The organism is Alteraurantiacibacter aestuarii (assembly GCF_039523595.1).
Classification (GTDB): domain Bacteria; phylum Pseudomonadota; class Alphaproteobacteria; order Sphingomonadales; family Sphingomonadaceae; genus Alteraurantiacibacter; species Alteraurantiacibacter aestuarii.
In genome coordinates this window covers 1564033-1589858 of record NZ_BAAAFP010000002.1, presented here as the reverse complement: position 1 = coordinate 1589858, position 25826 = coordinate 1564033, and the positions used below count along the sequence as shown (strand labels likewise).

The 25826-nt window shown below is 63.2% G+C and carries 22 protein-coding genes and 1 tRNA gene; 18 read left to right on the top strand and 5 right to left on the bottom strand.

Annotated elements, in window-relative coordinates; genetic code table 11:
• Nucleotides 1–47 precede the first annotated feature (47 nt).
• Nucleotides 48–1157 carry a 3-dehydroquinate synthase gene (gene aroB, locus ABDZ98_RS11205; protein WP_343807787.1) on the bottom strand — a complete coding sequence of 370 codons (1110 nt, stop codon included), beginning with the start codon at nucleotides 1155–1157 and terminating at the stop codon, nucleotides 48–50.
• Nucleotides 1148–1741, bottom strand: coding sequence for a shikimate kinase (locus ABDZ98_RS11200; protein WP_343807784.1), 594 nt, complete (start codon nucleotides 1739–1741; stop codon nucleotides 1148–1150). The genes aroB and ABDZ98_RS11200 overlap by 10 nt, the downstream gene beginning before the upstream one ends.
• Nucleotides 1742–1832: 91 nt before the next feature.
• Here ABDZ98_RS11200 and ABDZ98_RS11195 point away from each other — a divergent pair, with 91 nt between their 5' ends.
• The 5 genes from ABDZ98_RS11195 (at nucleotide 1833) to ABDZ98_RS11175 (ending at nucleotide 7247) form a co-directional block, all read left to right on the top strand.
• Entirely contained in the window at nucleotides 1833–1958 is a 126-nt protein-coding gene (locus ABDZ98_RS11195; RefSeq protein ID WP_343807781.1) for a hypothetical protein, read from the top strand.
• Complete coding sequence (locus ABDZ98_RS11190; protein WP_343807779.1) at nucleotides 1955–3811, top strand: hypothetical protein; 1857 nt, start codon at nucleotides 1955–1957, stop codon at nucleotides 3809–3811. The genes ABDZ98_RS11195 and ABDZ98_RS11190 overlap by 4 nt, the downstream gene beginning before the upstream one ends.
• On the top strand, nucleotides 3798–4694 hold the full coding sequence (locus tag ABDZ98_RS11185) for a tyrosine recombinase (protein WP_343807776.1): 897 nt from the start codon (nucleotides 3798–3800) through the stop codon (nucleotides 4692–4694). Before ABDZ98_RS11190 ends, ABDZ98_RS11185 begins: the two co-directional genes overlap by 14 nt.
• 10 nt (nucleotides 4695–4704) lie before the next feature.
• The gene (locus ABDZ98_RS11180) at nucleotides 4705–5664 is read left to right on the top strand and encodes an acetyl-CoA carboxylase carboxyltransferase subunit alpha (RefSeq protein WP_343807773.1); all 960 of its coding nucleotides are present in this window, start codon (nucleotides 4705–4707) and stop codon (nucleotides 5662–5664) included.
• Nucleotides 5665–5777: 113 nt separating this feature from the next.
• On the top strand, nucleotides 5778–7247 hold the full coding sequence (locus tag ABDZ98_RS11175) for a M48 family metalloprotease (protein WP_343807770.1): 1470 nt from the start codon (nucleotides 5778–5780) through the stop codon (nucleotides 7245–7247).
• A gap of 115 nt (nucleotides 7248–7362) precedes the next feature.
• Here the strand turns inward: ABDZ98_RS11175 and ABDZ98_RS11170 are convergent, their stop codons facing one another.
• Nucleotides 7363–7539 (bottom strand): Flp family type IVb pilin, encoded by a 177-nt coding sequence (locus ABDZ98_RS11170; RefSeq protein ID WP_343807767.1) that lies wholly within the window; start codon nucleotides 7537–7539, stop codon nucleotides 7363–7365.
• Nucleotides 7540–7637: 98 nt separating this feature from the next.
• Nucleotides 7638–7787 carry a Flp family type IVb pilin gene (locus tag ABDZ98_RS11165; protein ID WP_343807764.1) on the bottom strand — a complete coding sequence of 50 codons (150 nt, stop codon included), beginning with the start codon at nucleotides 7785–7787 and terminating at the stop codon, nucleotides 7638–7640.
• Nucleotides 7788–7897: 110 nt separating this feature from the next.
• Here ABDZ98_RS11165 and ABDZ98_RS11160 point away from each other — a divergent pair, with 110 nt between their 5' ends.
• From ABDZ98_RS11160 to ABDZ98_RS11135, 6 genes are all read left to right on the top strand, one after another.
• Entirely contained in the window at nucleotides 7898–8299 is a 402-nt protein-coding gene (locus ABDZ98_RS11160) for a (deoxy)nucleoside triphosphate pyrophosphohydrolase (RefSeq protein WP_343807762.1), read from the top strand.
• 44 nt (nucleotides 8300–8343) lie between these two features.
• Nucleotides 8344–8420, top strand: a tRNA-Arg gene (locus ABDZ98_RS11155).
• A 192-nt stretch (nucleotides 8421–8612) separates the two neighbouring features.
• Nucleotides 8613–9101 carry a hemerythrin domain-containing protein gene (locus tag ABDZ98_RS11150; RefSeq protein ID WP_343807759.1) on the top strand — a complete coding sequence of 163 codons (489 nt, stop codon included), beginning with the start codon at nucleotides 8613–8615 and terminating at the stop codon, nucleotides 9099–9101.
• Nucleotides 9102–9122: 21 nt separating this feature from the next.
• Nucleotides 9123–10673 carry a phospholipase D-like domain-containing protein gene (locus ABDZ98_RS11145; RefSeq protein WP_343807756.1) on the top strand — a complete coding sequence of 517 codons (1551 nt, stop codon included), beginning with the start codon at nucleotides 9123–9125 and terminating at the stop codon, nucleotides 10671–10673.
• Entirely contained in the window at nucleotides 10670–11278 is a 609-nt protein-coding gene (gene folE / locus ABDZ98_RS11140) for a GTP cyclohydrolase I FolE (protein ID WP_343807753.1), read from the top strand. The genes ABDZ98_RS11145 and folE overlap by 4 nt, the downstream gene beginning before the upstream one ends.
• A gap of 38 nt (nucleotides 11279–11316) precedes the next feature.
• Complete coding sequence (locus ABDZ98_RS11135) at nucleotides 11317–12609, top strand: UDP-N-acetylglucosamine 1-carboxyvinyltransferase (RefSeq protein ID WP_343807750.1); 1293 nt, start codon at nucleotides 11317–11319, stop codon at nucleotides 12607–12609.
• A gap of 73 nt (nucleotides 12610–12682) precedes the next feature.
• Here the strand turns inward: ABDZ98_RS11135 and ABDZ98_RS11130 are convergent, their stop codons facing one another.
• Nucleotides 12683–13162 carry a peroxiredoxin gene (locus ABDZ98_RS11130; RefSeq protein ID WP_343807747.1) on the bottom strand — a complete coding sequence of 160 codons (480 nt, stop codon included), beginning with the start codon at nucleotides 13160–13162 and terminating at the stop codon, nucleotides 12683–12685.
• Between the two features lie 212 nt (nucleotides 13163–13374).
• Between ABDZ98_RS11130 and ahcY the strand changes: the two genes are divergently transcribed.
• The 7 genes from ahcY to addA all read left to right on the top strand — a co-directional run bounded on the left by ahcY (nucleotide 13375) and on the right by addA (nucleotide 25817).
• Nucleotides 13375–14793 carry an adenosylhomocysteinase gene (gene ahcY, locus ABDZ98_RS11125; protein ID WP_343807744.1) on the top strand — a complete coding sequence of 473 codons (1419 nt, stop codon included), beginning with the start codon at nucleotides 13375–13377 and terminating at the stop codon, nucleotides 14791–14793.
• Between the two features lie 99 nt (nucleotides 14794–14892).
• Nucleotides 14893–17238, top strand: coding sequence for a PAS domain-containing sensor histidine kinase (locus ABDZ98_RS11120; protein ID WP_343807741.1), 2346 nt, complete (start codon nucleotides 14893–14895; stop codon nucleotides 17236–17238).
• Nucleotides 17235–17678: a tRNA (adenosine(37)-N6)-threonylcarbamoyltransferase complex ATPase subunit type 1 TsaE gene (tsaE, locus tag ABDZ98_RS11115; protein WP_343807738.1), complete on the top strand. Its 444-nt coding sequence runs from the start codon at nucleotides 17235–17237 to the stop codon at nucleotides 17676–17678. The genes ABDZ98_RS11120 and tsaE overlap by 4 nt, the downstream gene beginning before the upstream one ends.
• A complete protein-coding gene (locus ABDZ98_RS11110; RefSeq protein ID WP_343807735.1) occupies nucleotides 17675–18667 on the top strand; it encodes an aminoglycoside phosphotransferase family protein in 993 nt (330 codons plus the stop codon). The genes tsaE and ABDZ98_RS11110 overlap by 4 nt, the downstream gene beginning before the upstream one ends.
• The gene (locus tag ABDZ98_RS11105) at nucleotides 18664–19383 is read left to right on the top strand and encodes a nucleotidyltransferase family protein (RefSeq protein ID WP_343807732.1); all 720 of its coding nucleotides are present in this window, start codon (nucleotides 18664–18666) and stop codon (nucleotides 19381–19383) included. The genes ABDZ98_RS11110 and ABDZ98_RS11105 overlap by 4 nt, the downstream gene beginning before the upstream one ends.
• Before the next feature lie 6 nt (nucleotides 19384–19389).
• Nucleotides 19390–22362 carry a PD-(D/E)XK nuclease family protein gene (locus ABDZ98_RS11100; RefSeq protein WP_343807729.1) on the top strand — a complete coding sequence of 991 codons (2973 nt, stop codon included), beginning with the start codon at nucleotides 19390–19392 and terminating at the stop codon, nucleotides 22360–22362.
• Nucleotides 22359–25817: a double-strand break repair helicase AddA gene (gene addA, locus ABDZ98_RS11095; protein ID WP_343807726.1), complete on the top strand. Its 3459-nt coding sequence runs from the start codon at nucleotides 22359–22361 to the stop codon at nucleotides 25815–25817. Before ABDZ98_RS11100 ends, addA begins: the two co-directional genes overlap by 4 nt.
• Nucleotides 25818–25826 lie beyond the last annotated feature (9 nt).

Here is a 25826-nt window from a genome sequence, read left to right as displayed (position 1 = left end):
GGAATGGATGCTGAAACGAGTTCAGCATGACGGAATGGGAATGACTGCTATTGGCTCGCCAACTGCTCACCCAGAAACGCCGCCACGTCAGCCAGTTCGACCTGCTTGTCCACAAACGCTTTGCCGATCCCGCGCAGCAGGATGAAGGGCAGGGTGCCGGCATCCATTTTCTTGTCGTGTAGCATGTGACTGGCAAGCTTCTGACCCGAGCAGGTGAGGCCCAGCGCTGATATCTCACTCGGCAATCCGGCAGAGGCGATCGCGGCGGTGATGCGAACGGCATCGCCATCGGATATATATCCGCGCCGCGCCGAATAACGCGCCGCCAGAACCATGCCCAGCGCCACGCCTTCGCCGTGCAGCAGCCGGTTTGAAAAGCCGGTTTCCGCCTCCAGCGCATGGCCGAATGTGTGGCCCAGATTGAGCAGTGCGCGCGCGCCGGTGGTTTCCCGCTCATCCTCGGCAACGATGCGCGCCTTGGCCTTCACGCTCTGATCCACCGCATATTCCAGTGCGGCCTGATCGCCTGCCATGACCTTGGAGCCATTGGCCTCGCACCAGTCGAAGAATGCGGGGTCGCCAAGAATGCCGTATTTGATCACCTCGGCATAGCCCGCGCCCATTTCGCGCGGGGGCAGGGTGGTCAGGCTGTCCAGATCGGCCAGCACCAGGCTCGGCTGGTGAAACGCGCCGACCAGATTCTTGCCCGCACTGGTATTGATTGCCGTCTTGCCGCCCACAGAGCTGTCGACCTGCGCCAGCAAGGTGGTGGGCAGTTGCACAAAGCCGCAGCCGCGCTTCAGGATGGCCGCGGCAAAGCCGGTAAGGTCGCCGATCACGCCGCCGCCCAGCGCCAGGATGTGATCGCCGCGCTCAACCTCTTCGGCCAGCAGCCAGTCCATCACGCGTTCCAGTACGGCCCAGCTCTTGGACCCTTCGCCCGGATCGAGGGTGAGGAAATGCGGCTCATGTCCGGCGGCTTCCAGTGAGGTTGCAACAGTCTCACGCCAGTGGTGCGCCACGTTCAGATCGGTGATGATCGGCACCACCTTCTTGCGCAAAAGGCCATCGCACTGGCGCGCCACATCGGCCAGCAGCCCGCTTGCCACGCGCACTTCATAGGACCGTCCGGCCAGTTCCACGCGCGTTACAGCCATTGGTCGAGTGCCTCCAGAATGCGGTTTACGGTTTCGCCATGAGGGCCGGTGTCGCTCATGACCTTGATCGGTGCCTGGGCATAGGCGGGATCGCGCTGTGCCTTCATGCGGGTAACAATTTCACGAACATCGCCGCCGCGCAGCAGGGGGCGCTTGTTATTGCGGCTGACGCGTTCAACCAGTGTTTCGATATCGCTGTCGAGCCAGATGGGTATGCCTTTTTCGCGGATAATCGCGCGCGTATCGTCCTGTACGAAAGCGCCGCCGCCAGTGGCGATCACGCAATTGTGACCTTCCAGCAGGCGGGCGATGACCCTGCGCTCGCCATCACGAAAATAGTCCTCGCCAAACTGGTCGAAAATCTCGGCTATGGGCATTTGCGCGGCCTTGATGATCTCGTCATCGGCATCGGCGAAATGAAAACCCAGCAATTGCGCCAGCTTCCTGCCGATGGTGGATTTGCCCACGCCCATCATGCCCACCAGAACCAGCGGACGCGTGACGCGCCCGGCCAGCGCCTTGATCGTGGCATCATCCGGAGCGCCTGCGTTTTCCGGCCCGCCATTGGGTTGTTCGATGTTCATTGCCGTTTGGGCTATAATTGCGCTAACCGCCGGTGCAAGTTCGCAAAGCCGATGATTGTGTAAGGGTCGGGGATAGGTGGCAAAGCGCCTGATGAGTATTTTGGTTGTCATTCTTGTGCTGTGCGTGGCCGTTCTGGCGCTCGCCTGGTATGATGCGGGGCGTGAGGAACAGCGCCTTGTCGTTGAACCCGTGATGTTGCCGGAGGCGGCCCGATGAAGCGATTCATGCTGCTTGGCGGTGCCATTCTGGCGCTCAGCTCTTCGCTTGCCCTGGCCCAGCCTGAAAGCCTGCTGCCCGATATCTTCGACGATCCGCCGCCAGAGCCTGCGCCCACGCCCACTCCGCGCGCAACCGCCGCGCGTCCGGCGCCTGCTGCGCCGTCTGCACCTGGCGCCAGGCCAGCCCCCGGCTCGCCCGGCGTATCCGCTCCGGTGGTACAGCAAGTTCCCGGTATTGCTGGAGAAGGTGCCAGCACGGTCGCGCTTCCTGCAGACTTCCCTTCGCTGGAAGAGCTGGAGAATATGGAACCGGGGGAGATCAACGAACTTCTCGGCCTGCGCCCCAAGTTTGACGTGCCGCCAGCGGCGCGGCGGGCCATGTCGGGCATCGGCGTGATCGCCCGCAGCGAAGGGGGATTGCCGTCAAGAACGCTCTCCGGGCAGCCAGCCGGACTGGTGCGCGCGGCCTTGCAGGGCATGCGCGGCCCGGTGGTTTCCCGCTGGGGCCATATATTGCTGCGCCGTGCGCTGGCCAGCCGCATGGATGCGCCGCAGGGCATGAATCCGGTGGAATTTACCGCCCTTCGTGCCGCCGCGCTCAACAATATGGGAGAGCCGCAGGTTGCGCGGGCGCTGGTGCAGGATGTCGACACCGGCAATTACGACCGCGCCCTGATCGATGCCGCTTTCGATGCCTATCTGGCCAGCGGGGACGTGCTGGGCATGTGCCCGGCGGCCCGCTTGCTGCCGACCGCGCGCGAAGATGGCGAGTGGATTCTTATCCGCGCGATCTGCGATGCCTATCTGGGTGAGGCGCGCAGTGCCGAAAGGCGTCTTGCGCGGGCATTGGGAACGGGTGAGGCGCCTGCCATCGACGTGCGACTGGCACAGCGCTTTGCCGGTGCGGCGGGCGATGCCGGGCGCGCAGTGAATATTGAATGGGACGGGGTGGACGAGCTGACCCCGTGGCGATTCTCGCTCGCGCGTGCGCTGGGTGTGGAATTGCCTGACAATCTGCGCGATGCGATGCCCGCGCGATTTGATCTGGCCGATGCGCTGATTCCGGCAACGCCCTTGCTGGACCGGGTTGAGGCAGCCGATCTTGCGGCCCAGCGCGGGGTCATGTCCTCTGCCGCGATGGTCGGCCTGTATTCGCAGCTCTATTCCAGCGATGTGGTCGATGCCGGTGACCGCAATCCCGGCATTCTGTTGCGCGAGGCCTATGTCGCCAGCGATCCGGCTGCCCGGCTTGTGGCCATGCGCAACCTGTGGGGGGACGGCGATGCCTATGGCCGGCAGGTGCTGACGGCTTTTGCCGCCGCGCGCATGCCCGTTTCGGACAGTTTCGAGGATGATGCGGCGGATATCATCGCTTCCATGCTTGCTGCCGGGCTTGATCGCAATGCCATGCGCTGGGGCGATGTGGTGAGTGAGGGCAGTGCCGCCTGGGGCCTGCTGGCACTGGCGCAGGAGAGCGGCGACACGCAGGTAAGCTCCGGAGCCGTTGAGAGCTATGTCGATGGCGACACCAGCGAGGATTACCGCAAGTCCCGCTTCCTGCTGGCTGGCCTTGCCGGTTTGGGCCGCCTCGACAGCGATGCGATCTCCGATCTGTCGGACAGTCTTGAAATTGACCTGAACCGCTCGAGCGTCTGGAGCGCACGGATCGACAAGGCCGCGCAATATGGCAATCCGGGGCTGGTGGCCCTGCTCGCCGGTCTGGGCATGCAGGGCGATGGATGGGACCGGATGACCGCGCGCCATCTGTATCACATCGTCAAGGCGCTCAACGATGTGGGCATGGGCGCAGAGGCAAGGATGATCGCCGCGGAGGCGGTTGCGCGGGGGTAGGGCCATCGGCGCCGCGATAGACACTTTTCTTGCCATGCTGGCCGCCGAGCGCGGTGCTGCGCCCAATACTCTGGCCGCTTACCGGCGTGATCTGGAAGGGGCGGAGGCCCTGCTGGGCGATCTGGCATCGGCCAACCGCGACCAGCTCGCCTCTCTGGCAGGACGATGGGCCGATCTGGCACCGTCCAGCGTGGCGCGCAAAAGCTCGGCCCTGCGGCAGTTCTTCGGCTTTCTGGTGGATGAAAACATTCGCGATGACGATCCGTCGCCAGCCCTGCCGCGCCCGGCTGCGCGGCGCCCTTTGCCCAAGATACTCTCGCACGATGAGGTGGAAGCGCTGTTCGAGCGCGCCGAGATGGAAGCGTCGGCAGGAACGCCGCCAGCGGTCCGCACGCTTGCCTTGCTGGAACTGCTCTATGGATCGGGCCTGCGCGCTACCGAGCTGGTCGGGTTGCCGCTATCAGCGGTGCCGCGCGATGTTCCGTTCCTGACCGTGACCGGCAAGGGATCGCAGCAGCGCATGGTACCCGTTTCACGCCGGGCGCAGCAGGCGCTGAGCCAGTGGCTGGAGGTGCGCGGCAGCCAGTCACCCTTCCTGTTTCCCTCGCGCACCAGGCATATCAGCCGTATTCGCCTGTTTCAGCTGGTGAAGGAACTGGCAGCGCGCGCCGGGCTCGATCCGGCAAAGGTCTCCCCGCATGTGATGCGTCATGCCTTCGCGACCCATCTGCTGGAGGGCGGAGCAGACCTGCGCGTGTTGCAGACATTGCTTGGCCACGCCGATATCGCCACCACGCAAATCTACACCCACGTCGATTCCGCGCGCCTTGTCGCTCTGGTAAATGAGCGACATCCCCTTGCAGGCAAGCCGCGCTCCGGTTAGCGCAAGTCGCATGATTTCCTATCTCGAATTTGAAAAGCCCGTTGCGGCCATTGAAGCCAGGATTGCCGAGCTGCGTTCAGCCGCCGGGGACGATGGCGATGTCGATATCTCGAAAGAGCTGGCGCGGCTGGAAAAGAAGAGCGCGGACCTGCTCGCCAGTACTTATGGCGCGCTTTCGCCGTGGCAGAAGACGCAGGTTGCGCGCCATCCGCTGCGCCCGCATTTCCGCGATTACGTGGCCCATTCCTTCAGCGATTTCATGCCTTTGGGCGGAGATCGCCTGTATGGCGAAGATGAAGCGATACTGGGCGGGCTGGCCACGCTGGATGGCCGCAAGATCGTGTTGATCGGCCATGAAAAGGGCAATGACACCGAAAGCCGCATTCGCCACAATTTCGGCATGGGCAAGCCGGAGGGCTATCGCAAGGCCATCCGCCTGATGGAACTGGCCGATCGTTTCGGCCTGCCGGTTGTCACTCTGGTCGATACTTCGGGCGCATTTCCGGGAATCGAGGCGGAGGAACGCGGCCAGGCAGAGGCGATCGCAAGATCGACGGAAGCCTGCCTGGCACTGGGCGTGCCGATGGTGGCCGCGATTGTGGGCGAAGGCGGATCGGGCGGGGCGGTGGCGCTGGCCAGCGCGGAACGCGTGCTGATGTTCGAACATGCCGTCTATTCGGTGATCTCGCCCGAGGGCTGCGCTTCCATTCTGTGGCGCACCGGAGAAAAGGCACCGCAGGCAGCCGAAGCGATGAAGATGACGGCCAAGGACCTGGTGGGACTGGGCGTTGTCGATCGCATCGTGCCAGAGCCTGTTGGCGGTGCGCACCGCGATCCGGCGGCGGCCTCTGCTGCGCTGGCAATCGCCATTGGCGAGGAACTGGATGCGCTGGGCAAACACGATTCCGCCAGCCTGAAACGGATGCGGGAAGAGCGTTTCCTGGCGATTGGCGAGGACCTTGCCCGATAGGGTCCGCTCAGGTCTCGGGAACCGAGGGCAGTGCTGCCGGTTGCTTAGGAAAGATAACAGGGCGACGATGAGCGCCTGAAATTTGTCTGGAGCCTGAAATGCCCTCAACCTACATGTCGCGAATTATCAAGATTTCCCTGGCGAGCACTGCATCGCTGGCGCTGGCAGCCTGTGCCACAGTGCCCGGTGCCAATGTTGCCGCCGGGTCCCCGATTACCCCTGCCGAAGCGCAGATGGGGGCTGAATATCACCCCCAGTTCCTGGCCGAATTTGGCGGGGAGATGACCGGTCCGCAGGCCACCTATGTGGCGCAGATCGGCTCCAATATCGCTGTGCAGTCGGGCCTGGCAAACAGCCGTGACGCCTTTGACGTGACGCTGCTCAATTCATCGGTCAACAATGCCTTCGCCGTGCCCGGCGGCTATGTTTACGTTACGCGCCAGCTGGTTACGCTGATGAACAATGAGGCGGAGCTGGCAGGTGTTCTGGGGCATGAAGTAGGACATGTGGCGGCGCGCCATTCTGCCCGCAGGCAGGCCGCGGCACAGCGCAACCAGCTTCTGGGACTTGGCGGTGCGATCCTTTCCAGCGTTCTGCTGGGCGATAATCCGCTGGGGCAGCAGCTTGCGCAGGGCGCGTTGCAGGGATCTCAGCTGCTGACGCTGAAATATTCGCGCACGCAGGAGATCGAGGCCGATAATCTGGGCGTCCAGTATCTCAGCACCGCAGGCTATGATCCGCATGCAATGGCCACATTGCTGCAAAGCCTTGCCGCGCAAAACTCACTCGATGCGACATTGCAGGGCAGGGGCGATGCCACGATGCCGGCATGGGCATCCACTCACCCCGATCCGGCCAGCCGCGTTCAGAATGCCCTGACTGTTGCGGGTTCCTCTACCGGTGTGACCAATCGCGAGACCTTCATGAGCCGGATCGATGGCCTGTTATATGGCGATGATCCCCAGCAGGGCGTGATCGAGGGCAGCGATTTCATTCATCCCGAACTGCGCCTGCGATTTACCGCGCCGCAGGGTTTTTACATGGTCAATGGCACCAGCGCCGTCTCCATCAATGGCGATGGCGGGCGCGCCCAGATGAGCAGCGGGCCATATAGCGGCAATCTGGAAACCTATGTGCGGGCGGCGTTTCAGGCTTTGGCCGGTGAGCAGCAGCAGCTCGCCCCGCAGACCCTGCAAAGAACCACGGTGAACGGACTTCCGGCAGTTTTTGGCGGCGCGCGGGTCAATAATGGCCAGCAGGAAGTCGATGTGACCGTGTTCGCCTATGAATTTGCGAACAATCAGGCCTTCCACTTTGCCGCGATTACCCCGGCGGGCCAGGCGGCGGTTTTCAACCCGATGTTCAATTCCATGCGGCGCATTTCCGCGTCCGAAGCAAGCCAGGTCATCCCGCGCCAGATCGATATCGTCACCGCGGGCCGCAGTGATACGGTCCAGACACTGGCCAGGCGGATGGCTTACAGCGATGCGCAGGAGCAACGTTTCCGCGTTCTGAATGGCTTGCTTGGCAATTCCCAGCTGGTTCCGGGGCAGCAATACAAGATCGTCGTGCGCGCCAACTGAGGTCAAACTTGGCTCTTTTGCTTGCGACAGGCGTGAGTTTGCGTGTGCTCCAGACAAAAAGAAAGGGCGGCAGGTTTCCCTGCCGCCCTTCCTCTAGACTTGGTAGCTTTCGCTATTAGCCGTCGTTGGCGGAGTCGAGTTCGCTCTCAACCTTACCGAAAGTCGTGTCGAGTTCGTCGCCCACGCCCTGCAGGGCGGTGATGGCAGCGATGGCGATCAGTGCAGCGATCAGGCCATATTCGATTGCGGTTGCGCCAGCTTCGTCGCGCAGCATGTTCTTGAAGAAGGTCATTTTAGTCTCCTGGTTTACAGTCTTCGGTACCCGGTCCGGCCAATCTCTCGACCGGACGATTTGTGATCTAGGGGATAAAAGTTGATAAACTCCTAAGCCTAGACCGCATCTTCAACGCTGGTTTGGACGTATTCCCACATTTCATCGGTGGCCCGCGCAAAGCCTTGCAGCGCACCAATGATGAAGATCACCAGCAATCCGACGATCAGACCATATTCCACAGCAGTCGCACCGCGCGTATCGCGCACTACGGCTTTAAAACATCGGACTACACACATAGGGATGTCCCACAGGAATGGACTGATGCTTAAGATTTTCGCACCGAATGACTAACGAATGATTGAGGGGCCGCACTGAGGTGGAAAGCAATCCGACATGGTTGGCGGTGGTCGCACTGGCGCTGCAGGATGAATCCGGACGGTTGTTGATGCAGCAGCGCCCTGACCACAAGCACCACGGCGGCCTGTGGGAGTTCCCGGGCGGCAAGGTGGAAAAGGGCGAAAACCCCCGCCAGGCGCTGGTGAGGGAGATTGCGGAAGAACTGGGGGTCAGGATCGAAGCCGATGATCTGATCCCGGCCTTTGTCGCTGATGAAGCCGGATCGCGCATGGTTGTCCTGATTCTTTACACCTGTCTAAGATGGTGCGGCGATGTGGAGCCGGCGGAGGGCCAGGACTGGGGATGGTTCAGCCAGGATCAGGCCTCGGCGCTACCCATGCCGCCGATGGATGCCAGCTTGTTGCGCCGCATTGCAGACTAGCTATTGCCAAGCTTCCAATGCCACCCTATGTGGCCCCCTCCAACGCGCCCGTAGCTCAGCTGGATAGAGTACCTGACTACGAATCAGGGGGCCGGAGGTTCGAATCCTTCCGGGCGCACCAATCAAGGCGGTCTTGCGAAAGCAGGGCCGCCTTGTTTGGTTTTGGCGACCTGAAAACCGGAATTTCAGACTCCGCGATCATTGTGCCCGTGACCGTTCGCCGCTGGCCCGAAATCGCACTGGCGTGAAAGATTTCCGGAACATGGCGCGGCTCTTTGGGTTCTATCTTCAAACCAAAGATAGGAGCTTCGAAATGAGCAATGACGATATCTTCGCCCGTCTCAAGGAAGATCATGACAACCATCGCCAGCTGCTGGCCACGATCGAGCAAACGCATGGCGAATCCGCAGAGCGCAAGGACCTGTTCGAGGCGCTGACCTATGAATTGAAGGGGCATGCCGCGGCTGAGGAGCAGGCGCTTTATTCAACCATGATGCGCAAGCCGCCGACCACGGACGAAACGCGCCATTCGGTGGCCGAACACCACGAGATCGAAGAAATGCTGAACGATCTGGCGGCGACGGACATGGCCACCGGTGCCTGGCTGACCAAGTTCAAGCAGTTCAAGCACGATTACCTGCACCATATCGATGAAGAGGAAGAGGATCACTTTCCCGACTTCAAAAAGCATCTTACGGCAGCAGACGAGCAGCACATGCGTGAAGTCTTCGAGCGCCGGAAGAAGGTGGAAGAGGCTGAAGCCGAGGTGACGCCGGAAAAGATGGAAGACGCCAAGGAATAAGATCCGGCGCAAGAGGGGCAATTGGTCGCGCAGCAAACCGAACAGACAGGCGTCGACGCCGGGCAGGGGGATCAATCCGCCGCGCCCGGTGTCTGGCGTTATGCATGGGCCAGCCGCGCGTCTCTGGTGGTGGATGGCGAGGATTACTTCGACCTGATGCAGCAGGCCATGCTGAAGGCCGAGCAGCGAATCCTGCTGATCGGCTGGGATTTCGACACGCGCATTCATCTGTCCAAGGGGCGGCGCTGGTGGGAAAAGGGCTGGCGCAGATATTATCCGCGCCGGCTTGGCAGTTTTATCCTGTGGCTGGGCAGGAAACGTCCGGGACTGGAAGTCCGCATCCTGAAATGGAGCGTGGGTGCGCTCAAATTCCTTGGCCGCGGATCGATGATGATCGACCTCATCCGCTGGTGGCCGCATCGCCGCATAGACTTCAAGTTCGATACCGCGCATCCGGTTGGGTGCAGCCATCACCAGAAGCTGGTCATCATCGACAACAAGTTTGCTGTGTGCGGCGGTATCGACATGACGTCGCGCCGGTGGGACACCCGCGATCACCTGGAACATGATGATCGGCGGATCGGGCCGGGCGGCGCGCCCTATGGACCCTGGCATGACATGGCGATGTTGATGGAAGGTGACATTGCCGCAGCGCTGGCGGACCTTGGCCACACGCGCTGGATCGCGGCTGGCGGCAAGCCTCTGATTCCGTGCAGGCCGCAGGATCACAGTGCCTGGCCTGATGCACTGGGTGCGCATTTCGAGAATGTCGAAGTGGGCATCGCGCGCTCTCGCGCTGCCTATAAGGATCAGCCGCGCATCGATGAGGTCGAGCAGCTGTTCCTGCTGCAGATCGCGGCGGCGAAGCACTTCATTTATGCGGAGAACCAGTATTTCGCCTCCCGCACCATTTGCGAGGCGATTGCCAAAAGGCTGAACGAGCCCGATCCGCCTGAAATCGTGATCGTCCACGCCCAGTCGGCTGATGGCTGGATTGAAAGCCAGGTGATGGACCCCGCGCGCGCGGCGCTGGTGGATGCCGTGCGCGAACTGGACGCCAATGACCGGTTCCACCTGTATGTGCCCTTCGCCGGCAAGACGCCGATCTATGTCCACGCCAAATTGCTGATCGTGGATGACATGGTGATCCGTGTCGGCTCGGCCAATTTCAATAACCGGTCGATGGGCCTGGACAGCGAATGCGATGTGTTCATCGATGCCGCGCGGCCCGGCAACGCCCATGCGCATGAACCGATCAGGGCGCTGCGCCATTCCTTGCTGGCGGAGCATTGCGGCGTGGAGCAGGACGAGGTCGCCCGGCTGCTTGAACAGCACGGGTCCATGGCCGCGATGATCGCATCGCTTGGGGGCACCAAGGCCTGCCGCCTGCGACCCTTCAACACAACTATTCACGAAGACTGGGCACACGAACTGGCCGAGCGCGAGATGTTCGATCCCGAGCATCCTGACGAGTTGTTCGCAATATTACCGCGCAAACGTGGTCTTTTCCGTCCGGGCAGCCTATTGGCCAAAGCCAAGACAAGATTGACAAGGAAACGATCGGATAAATGAGTAGCCTGGTTGGTCCGGATGAGGACGATCCCCGCGGCAAGCCCCCGGTTCCCGAAGATGTGCAGGATGCCATCCGCACATTGATCAAATGGGCCGGCGATGATCCCCAGCGAGAGGGTCTGATTGATACTCCAGCGCGTGTCGCACGTGCGTGGAAGGAGTATTGTCAGGGATATGACGAAGACCCGTCGCATCACCTTTCCCGCGTGTTCGAGGAGGTGGGCGGCTATGACGAGATCGTCCTGCTGAAGGACATCCCTTTCCAGAGCCATTGCGAACATCACATGGCGCCGATCATCGGCAAGGCGGCCATCGCCTACCTGCCCACCAACCGCGTGGTCGGCATCTCCAAGCTGGCGCGTGTGCTGCACGGCTATGCGCGGCGATTGCAGATCCAGGAACGGCTCACCGCCGAGGTGGCGCAGTGTATCTGGCAACATCTGGAGCCCAGGGGCGTGGCCGTGGTGATCGAGGCAAGCCATGCCTGCATGACCGCCCGCGGTGTGCGCACCCCCGGCGTCAACATGGTCACCAGCCGCGTGATGGGCTTGTTTCGCAGCGATTCGAGAAGCCGCGAAGAAGTGCTCAAGCTGATGGGCTATTGATGCCCGATCGCTCGCATTAGAATTTCGGAAGGAAAGACATGACGGCGCTTTACGTCCGCGGCGGACAGCCATTGAAGGGCAAGATTGACCCCTCTGCCAACAAGAACGCTGTGTTGCCGGTGTTGTGCGCGACCCTGCTCAGCGATGCGCCCATCACTTTGCGCAATGTGCCCGAAATTACCGACGTGACCCGCATCCATGATTTCTTTGGCGCGCTGGGCAGCACGGTCAACTGGGACAAGGCGGCCAAGGTGCTGACCATTGACCACAGCACCATTCCCGCCGGAGCCAAGGCCACTTTGCCGCAGGCGATGCGCGCTTCGATCATGATGATCCCCGGCCTGCTGGCCCGTCTGGGAGAGGCGCGGCTGGAAAACGAGGTCAAGGGCTGCACGCTTGGCGCGCGCGAGATTGATCCCCACGTGGCCGTGTTCAAGGCTTTCGGCGCCGAGGTTTCGACCGAAGGCAAGGACATCGTCTTCCGTACCAGGGGCAAGACCAAGGGCACGCGCATGTGGCTGGAGTATGCCAGCGTGACCACGACCGAGAATTTCATCATCAGCGCGCTGACCGCCAATGGCACCAGCCAGATCGTCAATGCCGCTTGTGAGCCGCATGTGCAGGAAATGTGCGCATTTCTGGAACTGATGGGCGCCCGGCTGAAGGGCAAGGGCACTTCGATGGTGTCGATCGAGGGCGGGGCAGAGCTGGGCGGGGCGGATTACACATTCGTGGAGGATTTCCACGAGATCGCCACTTTCCTTGCTTTGGCAGCGGTAACCGGCGGCGATATTTCCGTGCGCAATTCGCAGCCTGAAAACTTCATGCTGATCGACCAGACCTTTGCCAAATTTGGTGCCCATGTGGAGCACAAGGATGGCTGGTCGCGCCTGATCGCTCCCGAACAGCTGGAGGTGCAGCAGAACTTCACCAGCCACCTGATCACCAAGGTGGAAGCCGCGCCGTGGCCCTATATCCCGGCCGATCTGCTGCCGATCTTCATCGCTCTGGGCGTGAAGGCCAAGGGCCAGACGATGTTCTGGAACAAAGTCTATGAAGGCGGGCTGACCTGGCACACTGAACTGTCACTGTTCGGCGCGCACACGCTGCTGTGCGATCCGCACCGCCTGATCACCTTTGGCGGGGACCGTCTGGTGCCTGCCACGGTGACCAGCCCGTATATTATCCGCGTGGCCATCGCGATGCTGATGGTGGCCGCCTCCATCGACGGCGAAAGCACCATTCTGGATGCCGACCCGATCCGGCGCGCGCATCCCAATTTCGTGCCCAATATCGATAGTCTGGGCGTGAATGTGGAATGGGGCGACTGAGGGGCCTTCACGAAACATAATAAAAAGGGCGCCGCAACGGGCGCCCTTTTTCGTATTGGCTTGGGGCCGGAGCTTACAGCTGGCCGAGCATATGCTCCGCGCTGGAGACCTTGAATTCGCCGGGGCCTTCCACGTTGATTTCGGTCACCACGCCATCATCGACGATCATCGAATAGCGCTGGCCGCGCTGGCCCATGCCATATCCGCTCATGTCTGCCGAAAGGCCAACCGCCTTGGCGAAATCGCCATTGCCGTCTGCCAGCATGGTGATGTCATTGGAGCCGGCAGCCTTGTTCCACGCAGCCATCACGAACGCATCATTGGCTGCTGTGCAGGCAATCTCGTCCACGCCCTTGGCTTTCAGCTCGGCGGCCTTCTCGACATAGCCGGGAAGATGCTTGGCCGAACAGGTCGGGGTGAAGGCACCGGGCACTGAAAACAGCGCCACTTTCTTGCCGGCGAAGAAATCGGCGCTCTGCACCTTGTCGGGCCCGTCTGCACCGGCCTTGACCAGCGTTACGTCGGGCAGCTTTTCACCCTTGGAAATTGTCATGTGGGATAATCCTCCTGTCCCCGTCCAGCTGTACAAATAGGTTATTGCGCTGGCAGTGCAACCCAAACGGCCAGCGTCGACGGTCAGCGTTGGCAGGCCCAAAAGGCCGGGGTTGTCGCGAGGCCTCCGCGCGACTATGTGCGTGTGCGAAATAGCGCGTTGCATGGAGCCCCGGCGACGCTTCACCCCTTCATTTTACAGGAGAAGTGTACGTGGCCACTGCTGTCGCTCAGAACGACTATATCGTTAAGGACATCTCTCTCGCCGAATTCGGCCGGGACGAGATCAACATTGCCGAGACCGAAATGCCCGGCCTGATGGCCCTGCGCGAGGAATTCGGCGCGTCCAAACCCCTGCGCGGTGCGCGCATCACCGGATCGCTGCACATGACGATCCAGACCGCCGTGCTGATCGAGACGCTGACCGCGCTTGGCGCAGACGTTCGCTGGGCGACCTGCAACATCTTCTCCACGCAGGATCACGCCGCCGCCGCGATCGCCGCGACTGGCGTTCCGGTCTTTGCCATCAAGGGTGAAAGCCTGGCCGAATACTGGGATTATGTCGGCAATATTTTCGACTGGTCGACCGAAGACGAGCCCAATCTGACCACCAACCTCATTCTCGACGATGGCGGCGATGCCACCATGTTCGCCCTGTGGGGCGCGCGTCTGGAAGCGGGCGAAACCATGCCCGATCCGCAGAACGCCGAAGAGATCGAGATGCAGCGCGCGCTCAAGGCCTATATCGCCAAGAAGCCGGGCTATCTCACTGCCTCGGTCAAGGCCATCAAGGGCGTGTCGGAAGAGACGACCACCGGTGTCCACCGCCTGTACCAGATCGCCAAGAACGGCCACCTGCCGTTCCCGGCCATCAATGTGAATGACAGCGTCACCAAGTCGAAGTTCGACAATCTGTATGGCTGCAAGGAATCGCTGGTCGATGCCATCCGCCGTGCAACGGACGTGATGCTGGCCGGCAAGGTCGCCTGCGTCGCCGGTTTTGGCGATGTCGGCAAGGGTTCGGCTGATTCGCTGCGCCAGGGCGGCGCCCGCGTGATGGTGACCGAAATCGATCCGATCTGCGCGCTGCAGGCGGCGATGGAAGGCTATGAAGTCGTCACCATGGAAGAAGCCGTGAAGCGCTGCGACATCTTCGTGACCGCAACCGGCAACGAAGACGTGATCACCGCAGAGCACATGAAGGCGATGCGTCCGATGAGCATCGTGTGCAACATCGGCCACTTCGATTCCGAGATTCAGATTTCCGCGCTCGACAACTACGACTGGAAGGAAATCAAGCCTGGCACCGACATGGTGACCTTCCCCGATGGCAAGCAGATCCTGATCCTGGCGCAGGGCCGCCTGGTCAATCTGGGCTGCGCCACCGGCCACCCCAGCTTCGTGATGAGCTGTTCCTTCACCAACCAGGTGCTGGCGCAGATCGAACTGTGGCAGCGCGGGCATGATTATTCCAAGGAAGTGCACGTCCTGCCCAAGCACCTGGACGAAAAGGTGGCCGAACTGCACCTCGCCAAGCTGGGTGTGCAGCTGACCAAGCTGAGCAAGCGGCAGGCCGATTATATCGGCGTGCCCGAGAGCGGCCCCTACAAGCCCGATCATTATCGCTATTAAGCGACAATTCGGCTGAAAATGCACGGGCGGGTCCTCACAGACGTGGGGACTCGCCCGCTTGCCATTGCATCCACGGCCCGTCGGCCATAGCTGGAAGTAATGGAACTCTCGCCTTCCTCACTGGCATTGCTCGGCCTGCTTCTGGCGGCCTGGACGCTGGGCGCGGTGTGGCTGGTCCTGGCAGCGCAGGCCCGCGTGCGGCAGGCCAGCACCGCGCGCTCCACCGCCCGGCGGCTGACGCGCATGATCGACGATTCCCCGGCAATCCCCATGCTGGTGCGCGGGGATGGGCGGATCGAAGGGCCGGACCGGCTGTCTGCCTGGCTTGGTCTTGATCGCCTGCCCGGATACCTCAGCGAACTCGATGCCGGGACGGTGGGCCTGACCACGGACGATCTGGAAGAATTGCGCGAAGCGGTGCGCCGCACGCAAAAGACCGCCGCCCCCTTCCGCATGGTGGTAACGCCGCGCGGCTCCGTCAAAAGTCTGGCGATACGCGGGCAGCAGGCCGATCCGGCAGTCGCTCCGCACGGCTCGGCCCTGATCTGGTGGTTCGATTTCTCCGAAAGCCACGGCGAACTGGCGCGCCTGCGGGCCGAAACTGCCCGCGCGCGCAATGATTTTGCAGCGCTTGTCGGCCTGATAGAGGCCGCGCCCATTCCCATGTGGTTCCGCGGGCCGGACATGACCCTGCGGCTGGTCAACAGCGCTTATGTTCTGGCGGTGGAAGCCGCAGATGCTGAAAGCGTGGTCGAACAACAGATAGAACTGATTGAGCCTGTTGACGGCCTCACCGCCGCGCAGATTGCCCGGCAATCGCGTGAGCAGGACTTGCCGGTCGAACGTATCGTGCAGGCAACGCTGGGCAATCAGCGCCGCAGCCTGCGCGTCAGCGATCTGCCGCTGGGCGATGAAGGCGTGGCCGGTTACGCCATCGATATCGAGGAGATGGAGGAGCAGGGCCGCGCCTTCCGCGCCTTCAGGGAAGCGCAGCGCTCCATGCTCGATCAGCTCTCGGTCGGCGTGGCGCAATTCGATCCGGAGCGGCGGCTGACCTTCGCCAACCAGCCTTTCCTGCGCATTTTCGCTCTGCCCGGCTCAGTGCAGATTGAGCCGCCGGACTTCGATCGCTTCCTCGATCTTGCACGCGACAAGGGACGGCTGCCCGAAATGCGCGATTTTCCGGCGTGGCGTTCGGAACTTGCGGGCTGGTTCCTGCTCGACAATCCGATTGAAGACGCGTGGACGCTGTCGGACAACACCCATCTGCGCATCGTCGCGCAGCCCATGCCCGATGGCGGGCTGGTGCTGGTGGCGGAAGACCGCTCGGAACAGCTGGCGCTGTCTGCCACGCGCGACACGCTGCTGCGTACGCGGACCGCCACATTCGATTCGCTGTTCGAATCGCTGGCCGTGTTCGCGCCCGACGGGCGGGTGCAGCTGTGGAACCGCTCCTTCCCGGCGATCTGGAACCTGGATGAGGAGTTCTTTGACGAGCATCCGCATGTCGACGCTCTGCTGGACCAGATTGCCCAGTGCCTGGCACGGCCGGCACAGCACAAGGCGATTGGCGAAGTGGTGCGGTCTGCCACGCTCGATCGCCGCCAGCGCGGCGGGCAGGTGATCCTGTCCGACGGGCGCACGCTGGAATTCGCCGGTGTTCCCTTGCCCGATGGCAACGGCCTGCTGACGGTGCTGGACGTGACCGACAGCGCGATGGCCGAACAGGCGCTGCGGGAACGCAATGCCGCCCTTGAGGAGGCTGACGCGGTCAAGACGCGCTTCCTGGCCAACATGTCCTATGAATTCCGCACGCCGCTGACATCCATCGGCGGGTTCGCCGAACTGCTGCAATCGGGCGTGGCGGGTGAATTGAGCGAACAGGGCAAGGAGTATATCGGCGCCATCATCGCTTCGGTGGAGCGCCTTTCCCAGCAGATAGAGAGCGTGCTTGACCTGACCCAGAGCGAGGCCGGACTGCTTCCTATCGCCACCGAAGAAGTGGACCTGCTCGCCTTCACCACAAATGTGGTTCGTCAGCGGGAAGAGTCGATTGAGGAAAAGGATCTGGCGCTGGACCTGCGCGGGGACAAGAGTGCGGGCAAGATCATGGCCGACAAGCGCCAGCTGGGGCGCGCCATCGGCAATCTGCTCGACAATGCGATCGAAGCCGTGCCGCAGGGAAAGGGCCGCATTCTGGTGGCTCTTTCGCGCCGCAAGCAGGGCGCGCGCATCGTGATTTCGGACAATGGGGCGGGCATGAAGCCGAGCGAACTGGCGCGCGCGCTGGATGGCTATCGCATGGTGGGCGATGGCACCAACAGCAAGGAAAAGCGCGGGCTGGGCCTGCCGTTGGCCCGGCAATTGATAGAGGCGCATGGCGGCAGGCTGGACATCCAGTCCGAACCGGGTGCCGGCACAACCGCCACGGTTACCCTGCCTTGATTGTCGAGTTGCCCGATCTTTCCGCAATGGATGACTTTGGCGCGCGGATTGCTGCGGCCCTGCGCGCAGGTGACGTGGTGGCGCTGACGGGCGGACTGGGCGCTGGCAAGACCACGCTTGCACGCGCTATTCTGGCGGCGCTGGGTCATGCGGGCGAAGTGCCATCGCCGACCTTCACCATTATCGAGAAATATGACGATCCCGCCATGCGCCTGCCGGTGGTCCATGCCGATTTCTACCGGCTGGATAGCCCGCAGGAGGTGGAGGAACTGGGGCTGGACGATTACCGCGAAGGCGCGGCCTTGCTGGCGGAATGGCCGGACAAGGCGGGCGGCTTCGCCCATGAGCCTGCCTGTCTTTCCATTACGCTGGAAATCCACGGCGAAACACGCAAGGCGATTGTCGAGATGGGGCCTGATTGGCTAGGGCGCTTGGCATGAGTGGAGAGCTGCCGGAAGGCATCATGCAATTCCTGCGCGAAGCAGGCTGGGGTGAGGCGGTGATCGAGCCGCTGCCCGGTGACGCCAGTTTCCGGCGCTATTTCCGCATTCGCCGGGGCGATGCCAGCGCCATGCTGATGCACGCCCCGCCGCCGCATGAAGATCCCCGGCCATTCCTGCACGTGGGCAAGTGGCTGGAACAGCAGGGCCTGCGCGCGCCGCATATCCATGCCCAGCAGGCCGAGAGCGGTTTTGTCCTGATCGAGGATTTCGGCGATGACCGCATGCGCGACTGGCTGGAGCAGCACCCGGCGCAGGAAATGCGCGTTTACCGTCATGCCGTGGATGCCCTGGCGCAGCTGCACACGCGGCCCCCGGGTCCGTTTGCGCCTTATGACATGGCGACCTATCTGCGCGAGGTGCGGCTGTTCACCGAATGGTTCTGTCCCTGTGCCGGGATTACGGTGGATGCCGCATCGCATGATGCCGCATGGGAAGAAGTGCTAACCCCGCTACTGGCCAGGCAGCAGCCCGGTGTTGCAGTTCTGCGCGATTATCATGCGGAAAACATCATGTTGCTGCAACCTGAGCATCCCGATGGCGGCGAGCAGGGGCTGATCGATTTTCAGGATGCGCTGGTGGGTCACCGCGCCTATGATCTGGTGTCGCTGTTGCAGGATGCGCGGCGCGATGTTTCGCCCGAACTGGAGCGCGCCATGCTGGCCCATTATGCCTCGCGCATCGATTGCGGAGAGGACTTCGCCGCCGACTATGCCCGGCTGGGTGCACAGCGTAATGCCAAGATCGTCGGCATTTTCGCGCGCCTGTGGAAGCGTGACGGCAAGCAGCGCTATCTCGCCATGATCCCGCGCGTGTGGGAAGCGATGGAGCGTGATCTGGCGCATCCCGATCTTGCCCCGGTTGCGTCATGGTTCGATGCCAATGTCCCGCCGGATATCCGCGCGCGGCGCGGTGGAGGACTGGGATGAGCGTGCTTGCTTCGGATACGGCGATGGTCATGGCTGCCGGGCTTGGCAAGCGCATGCGGCCGCTCACTGCCAGCCAGCCAAAGCCGATGGTGCGCGTTGCCGGAAAGCCGCTGATCGATCATGCGCTGGACCGGGTGGTTGAAGCGGGCATCACCCGCGCGGTGGTCAACGTGCATTACTTTGCCGATGTGCTGGAAGCCCATCTGGCAGAGCGTGACCGGCCCGAAATCATCATTTCCGATGAGCGCGCGCAATTGATGGAAACGGGCGGCGGACTGGTGAAGGCGCAGCACCTGCTGCCCGATCCGTTCTTCTGCCTGAACAGTGACAACCTCTGGCTGGATGGGCCCAAGAACAGTTTTGCCGATCTGTCCGCGTTGTGGGATCCGGACAGGATGGACGCGCTGCTGCTGCTGGTGCCGCACAAGGGCGCGGCCAATTTTCGTGGCAAGGGCGATTTCCACATGGACGCCTTGGGCCGGCTCAGGCGGCGCAGGTCGGGCCGTATCGCGCCCTATATCTTCACCGGAATACAGCTAGTTTCCAAGCGTTTGCTGCGCGATGCGCCCGATGGACCGTTCTCCACCAACCTGTTGTGGGACCGTGCACTGGAGGAGGAGCGCCTGTTCGGCCTGGCCTTTACCGGGCGCTGGTTTGAAGTGGGCACACCGCAATCCATCAAACCGACAGAGATGGCGCTGGCCGATGGCACATAGGGTCTGATGTCAGGGCCGGGCCCGCAGATTTATTCCATAGCCGCGCATCGCGGCTTTGCCGATGCGCTGGTGGCGGGATTGGTCCCGCGCTATCATGAAGATGGGCTGGGGCTGGCCCGGCTGACGCTGATCCTGCCCAGCAGCCGCGCCGCGCGCACCATGAGCGAGGCCTTTATCCGCCACGCGGGCGAAGCGGGCAGTGCGGGAATGCTGATGCCGCGCATGGCGATGGTGGGCGACCTCGATCTGGATGAGACGCTCGGCCCGCTGTTTGACCGGCTTGGCAGCGCCGATGACATTCCCCCCGCAGCCGATCCCACGCGCCGCTGGCTGCGGCTGGCAGAGCTGATTTCACAGTTTCGCGGCAAGGATGCTCCGCGCGGCGGCGCTCTGCTGCGGCTGGCGTTTGAAACGGGGCAGGTGATGGACCGCCTGCTGGCAGAGGAAATCGCACCCGAAGACCTGATGGGTGAGGGCGTGCTGGATCTTGTTGGCGACCTGTCGGGCCATTGGGTCGAAAACCTGCGTCTGTTTGCATCTGTCCAGCGGCTGTGGCTGGATGAATTGCAGCAACGCGGGGAAGTGGATGCGGCAACGCGGCGCAATATGCTGTTCCGCCGCGCTGCGCAGGAATTGCAGGCCAGCCCTCCGGCCACGCCGATTGTGGCCGCGGGCGTCACCAGTGCTGCTCCTGCCCTGGCGCATTTGCTGCGGGTGATTTCGGAGTTGCCGGGCGGGGCCGTGGTGCTGCCGGACCTTGACCTGACCATGGACCACGCGGTGTGGGATGAGCTGGGCAGCGCTGGCGCTCCCGATGCGCAGACGCCGTTTGAGCGCGGCGATGCCGTGTCCCACCCGCAATATCACCTCAAGCTGTTGCTCAACCGCATGGGCGTGGCGCGCGGGGAGGTGCAGCCGTGGCACCGTGCCGGGCTGGGCAAGGGCCCGCCCGAACGCAGCCACGCCATATCCAGCCTGTTCCTGCCGCCAGAGGCGAGCAAGAGCTGGGTTGATCTGCCCGCCGAGAAACGCCGCCTTGCCGGCGTTCGTCTGATCGAGACCGCCCATCCGGAGGAGGAGGCGCAGGCCATCGCCCTGCTGGTGCGCGAAGCCTTGCTGGAACCGGAGAAGCGCGTGGCCGTGGTGACTCCCGATCGCGGCCTGGCAGGCCGGGTGGTGCAGCATTTGCGGCGCTGGCATATTGAGGCGGACGATACCGCTGGCCGCCCGCTGGCGCAGACGCCTGCTGGCCGGGTGATGCTGCAACTGGCCGATGTGATGGCGCAGGAAGCGGCGCCGGTGGAGCTGGTTTCACTGCTCGAACATCCGCTGGTGCGGCGCGGTGAAGGGCGCGAGGACTGGCTGCACGCCGCGCGCCAGCTGGAACTGCATCTGCGCGGCCCGCGTCCGGCTCCCGGGCTGGAACCGCTGCGCCATATTGCGCAGGCGGCTGAACTCACGAGCTGGTGGGATGAGGTGGAGACAATCCTTACCCCGCTGATGCTGGATGATGCGCCGCGCCCGCTGGCCGATCTGATCGACCTGCTGGCCACGGCAGGAGAGGCGCTGTGCGGGGAGGAATTGTGGTCGCGCGAAGATGGCCGCGCGCTGGCCCGCTTCGTGGAGGCACTGCGGCTGCACGCCCGCGATGTCGGCACCATGCTGGAGCCAGAGGACCTGCCCGCCGCATTGCGCGATGCGATGGACCGCGAAGCGGTGCGCCCGCCCTATGGCGGCCATCCGCGCATCGCCATCTATGGCCTGCTGGAAAGCCGCATGACGCGCGCCGATCTGGTGATCTGTGCGGGGTTGAATGAAGGCACATGGCCGGCCACGCCCTCCAATGATGCGGTGCTCGCACCCCCGGTCCTGCGGGCGCTTGGCGTGCCGGGCGCGGATTTCCGCATCGGGCTGGCGGCGCACGATCTTGCCTCTGCGCTTGGCGCGCCCGAAGTGGTGCTGAGCCGGGCAATGCGCGACGCGGGCGGGCCGGTGATTGCCTCGCGCTTCTGGCTGCGCGCCTGCGCCTTGCTGGGGGAGAGCCTGCTGAAGGAATACCTCAATCGCGGCACGGTGGAGATGGCCCGCGCCATCGACAAGGGCGAGGCTGTGGCCCCGCACCCGCGCCCTCAGCCCCGGCCCAGTGCGCAGCAGCGGCGCGAACGGCTGAGCGTGACCGCGATCGACCGGCTGCGCAGCGATCCTTATCAGTTCTATGCCTCGCACATTCTGTCGCTGAAGGAACTGGACCTGCTCGATGCCGAGCCCAGTCCCGCATGGCAGGGTACGCTGGCCCATCTGATCCTGCATGATTGGCATGAGGGCAAAGGATCGATGGAGGAGCTGGCAAAGCACCATTTGCAGGAGATGAATGCCCACCCGCTGATGCGCGCCTTGTGGCGGCCACGGCTGATGAAGGCGCTGGAATGGGTGGACCTGCGCCGCGATGCCGACCTTGACCGGGAAACCATAGCGTCAGAGCAGAAGGGCAAGATGACCCTGCGCGGTGTTACCATTACCGGGACGGCGGACCGGATAGATCGCATGGCGGATGGCTCGCTGGCGATTGTCGATTACAAGACCGGCGCGCCGCCCTCGTCACGCGAAGTCGAAGGCGGATATGCGATGCAGCTTGGCACGCTGGGGCTGATGACGCGCGCAGGGGCGTTCGGCAGTCTGGCGGGCGAGCCACGGGTCTTCGAATACTGGTCGCTCGCCAAGGCCAAGGACGCCGATCACCCCACCGGTTTTGGCTATGTCACCACGCCGATCAAACTGCCGGGCAAACGCAGCGGCATTGCGCCTGATGATTTCCTGCCGAGCGCGGAGAAATTCCTCCACGATGCGCTGGACAAGTGGATATTGGGCGATGAGCCTTTCACCGCGCGGCTCAACCCCGATGCCAGGGTCTATAATTCCTATGACCATCTGATGCGGCTGGATGAATGGATCGGCCGATTGGAAGGCGGCGACGGATGAGCGGCAAGGTCTATCCCCTTCAGGACAACCAGAAGCTGGCGGTCGATCCGCGTGACAGCGTGTGGCTGTCCGCCTCTGCCGGAACCGGCAAGACGCAGGTGCTTTCAGCGCGCGTGTTGCGGCTGTTGCTGCGCGAGGATGTGCGGCCGGAACAGATCTTGTGCCTCACCTTCACCAAGGCCGGTGCGGCCGAAATGGCCACCCGCGTCAACGATGTGCTGGCGCGCTGGGTGCGCATGAAGCCAGAGGCGCTGGGCGGGGAATTGCTGGCAATCGGCGCATCGGCGGACAGCCACACGCAGGCCCGGGCGCGGACCCTGTTTGCCAGCGTGCTCGATTGTCCGGGCGGCGGCCTGCGCATCGATACGATCCACGCCTTTGCCCAGTGGCTGCTCGCCGCATTCCCGACCGAAGCCGGGCTTGAACCCGGCACTCAGCCGATGGAAGATCGCGAGCGGGACATGCTGGCCCACCGCGTGCTGGCGCAGATTCTCGTCGATTGGGAGGGGCAGGGCGATCATGAGGCCATTTCGGCGCTTGAGGACCTGTCGCTGCGCATGGGAGCCGATGGTGCGCGCGGCTGGCTGATGCGCTGTGCGATGGCGCGTGAGGCTTGGTTTGGTACCGGCGCCTGGCAACCGCCGATGCGACCCCGCGTGGCGCGCCTGCTGGGGATTGCCGACGGGGAAACCCGCGCCTCGATTGCTGACTGGTGCAGCGATGAGAATTTCGATCTGGCGGCGCTGCGCCAGGTGGCAGACGCCTATCACAGCTGGGGCACGCCCAGCGCGGCAAAATATTCAGAGCCGATCGAGGCATGGATCGCCAGTGCGCCGGCAGCCCGGCTCGAAAGCTGCACCGCCCTGAAATCGGCGTTGTTCAACGAGGCGGGCCAGCTCAAATACCTCAAGAATATCCAGAAGCACGATCCCGATATCGACGCTGTCGGGGACGATGTGCTGGCGGCTCTGTCGGTGATAGAGGCGCGCAGGACGCTGTTCGATCTGGTGGACCTGATCACCCCCGCGCTGGAAGTGGGGCGCAAGTTCGCTCTGGCATGGGACGAGGCGAAGAAGCGCGAAGGACTGGTCGACTTTGACGATCTGATTCACCGCGCTGCCGCTCTGCTGAAGGATGGCGGGCTGGGCGACTGGATCCGCTACAAGCTTGACCGCCGGTTCGACCACATATTGATCGACGAGGCGCAGGATACCAATCAGGCGCAGTGGTCCATCATGGATGCGCTGACCGGCGATTTCTTCACCGGGATGGGCCAGCGGGAAGACAAGCTGCGCACCATCTTCGTGGTGGGCGACTACAAGCAGGCGATCTTCCGCTTTCAGGGTACGAGTCCGGAGAACTTCGCCGCTGCCAAAGCCCGCTACAAGCAGGCCATGGCCGAGCGGGCATCCAACGCGCTGGCCATGCGCGAGAATATTCAGGCGCGCGAACTGGTCGATCTTGATCTGGGCCGGTCCTATCGCACGGCGCAAAGCGTGCTGCATTTCGTCGATGATGCGATTGCCACCATCGGTCCGGCACAAATCGGGCTGAAGGAAGACCCCAAGCCGCATGTGGGAGAGGATCGTCCCGGTCTGGTGACCATGTGGCACCCGGTGCCCGCCATTCCCGATGATCTGGAGGAGGACGCCGAAAGCCCCGATGGCTGGCTCTCCCAGCCCGAACGGCGGATGGCGGACCGCATCGCAGAACAGATCAGGCACTGGATGCAGACAGGCTTTCCGCTGGTCAAGGACAAGGCCAATCCGCGCAATGCCGGGCCGGGCGATGTGATGGTGCTGGTGCGCAAGCGGCGCGAACTGGCCGGGCTGATCGTGGCGCGCCTGCATGCGGCGGGAGTGCCGGTGGCGGGCGTGGACCGCCTGCGGCTGGGCGCTCCGCTGGCGGTGAAGGACCTGATGGCGGCGTTGCGTTTTGCTGCGCAACCGAATGATTCGCTCAGTCTTGCCGCTCTGCTCGTCTCGCCGATCTTTGGCTGGAGCCAGCAGGAGCTGCTCGATCATGGCCACCGGCCGCGCGGCATCAGCCTGTGGGACAAGTTGCGCACCACGTCCGATCCGCTGGTGGCGCATACGGTGGAGCAATTGCTCGGCCTGCTCAGGATTGCCGATTTCGAACCGCCGCAGGCGATGCTCCACTGGATGCTGATCGGGCCGTGGCAGGCGCGCCGCAAGCTGACGGGGCGGCTGGGCAGCGAAGTGAACGACCCGATAGACGAATTGCTCAATGCCGCGCTGGCCTATTCCGCCGCGCATACGCCCAGCCTGCAAGGGTTCCTCCAGTGGTTCGATGCAGGAGACGGGGAGTTGAAACGCGATGCTGCGGGCGATGGCGGCATGGTGCGGGTGATGACGGTACACGGTGCCAAGGGCCTGCAGGCGCCGATCGTGATCCTCGCCGATGCCACTGGCGATCCTGAAAGATCGCCCACGCGCGGGCTGGAGCTGGAGGAGGATGTGCCGGGCGGTGGCGGGCGCACCATGCCCGTGCCCGATCTGCGCAAGGAACAGAAGGTCGGCCCGATACTCGCCGCAGACGAACAGGCTCGCAAGGCCGATCTGGAGGAGCACTGGCGCCTGCTTTATGTCGCCATGACCCGCGCGGAGGAGGCGCTGTTCATCGGCGGCGCGCTGGGCAAGCGGGAGAAGGAGCCTGCCGCCAACAGCTGGTATGCAAGGCTGATCCACCTGTTTGGCGAGATTGCCGAACATGACGACATCTGGGGCGCACGGCGCGAGCGGGGCGCGCTGGCGGAACCGATCCCCAAGGTGATCAATGAACAGGATGGCGCGCGGCTGGAACTGCCCGAATGGGTTTCCACCCCGATCGGACCCGAACCGCGTCCGCCGCGTCCGCTGGCACCGTCCGCCGCCGGGGAAGAGCAGGGCGCCGATCCGCCATGGCCCGCCGATCAGGCGCGCTATGCCGCCAGGCGCGGCGTGCTGATCCATGCGCTGCTTGAACGCCTGCCCGATGTGGCGGAGGAGCTGCGTGAGGATCAGGCGCGCCGTTATCTGGCAAGGCATGGCAGCGATATCGATCTGGCGGAGCGGGAGGACATGCTTGCCCGCGCTCTGGCGGTGATTGCCGCGCCGCACTGGGCCGAACTGTTTGGTCCGCTGGCTCTGGCCGAAGTGCCGCTGGCCGCCACTGTGGGGGGACAGGTGATTGCCGGCACCGCCGACCGTCTGCTGATAGAGCCCGACCGCGTGCTGATCGCCGATTTCAAGACCGCGCGGCGCCCGCCGTCCTCACTGGCAGACGTGCGCGATTCGACGCTGAAACAGTTGGGCGCCTATGCCGCCGCGCTGGAAGTGATCTTCCCCGGCAGGACGGTGGAGGCGGTGCTGCTTTATACCCAGACCCCGCAACTGATCGCGATTCCCAGGGATATTCTGGCGGCGAACAAACCGCACTTGGGCCCAATGCAGTAAACCTATGCC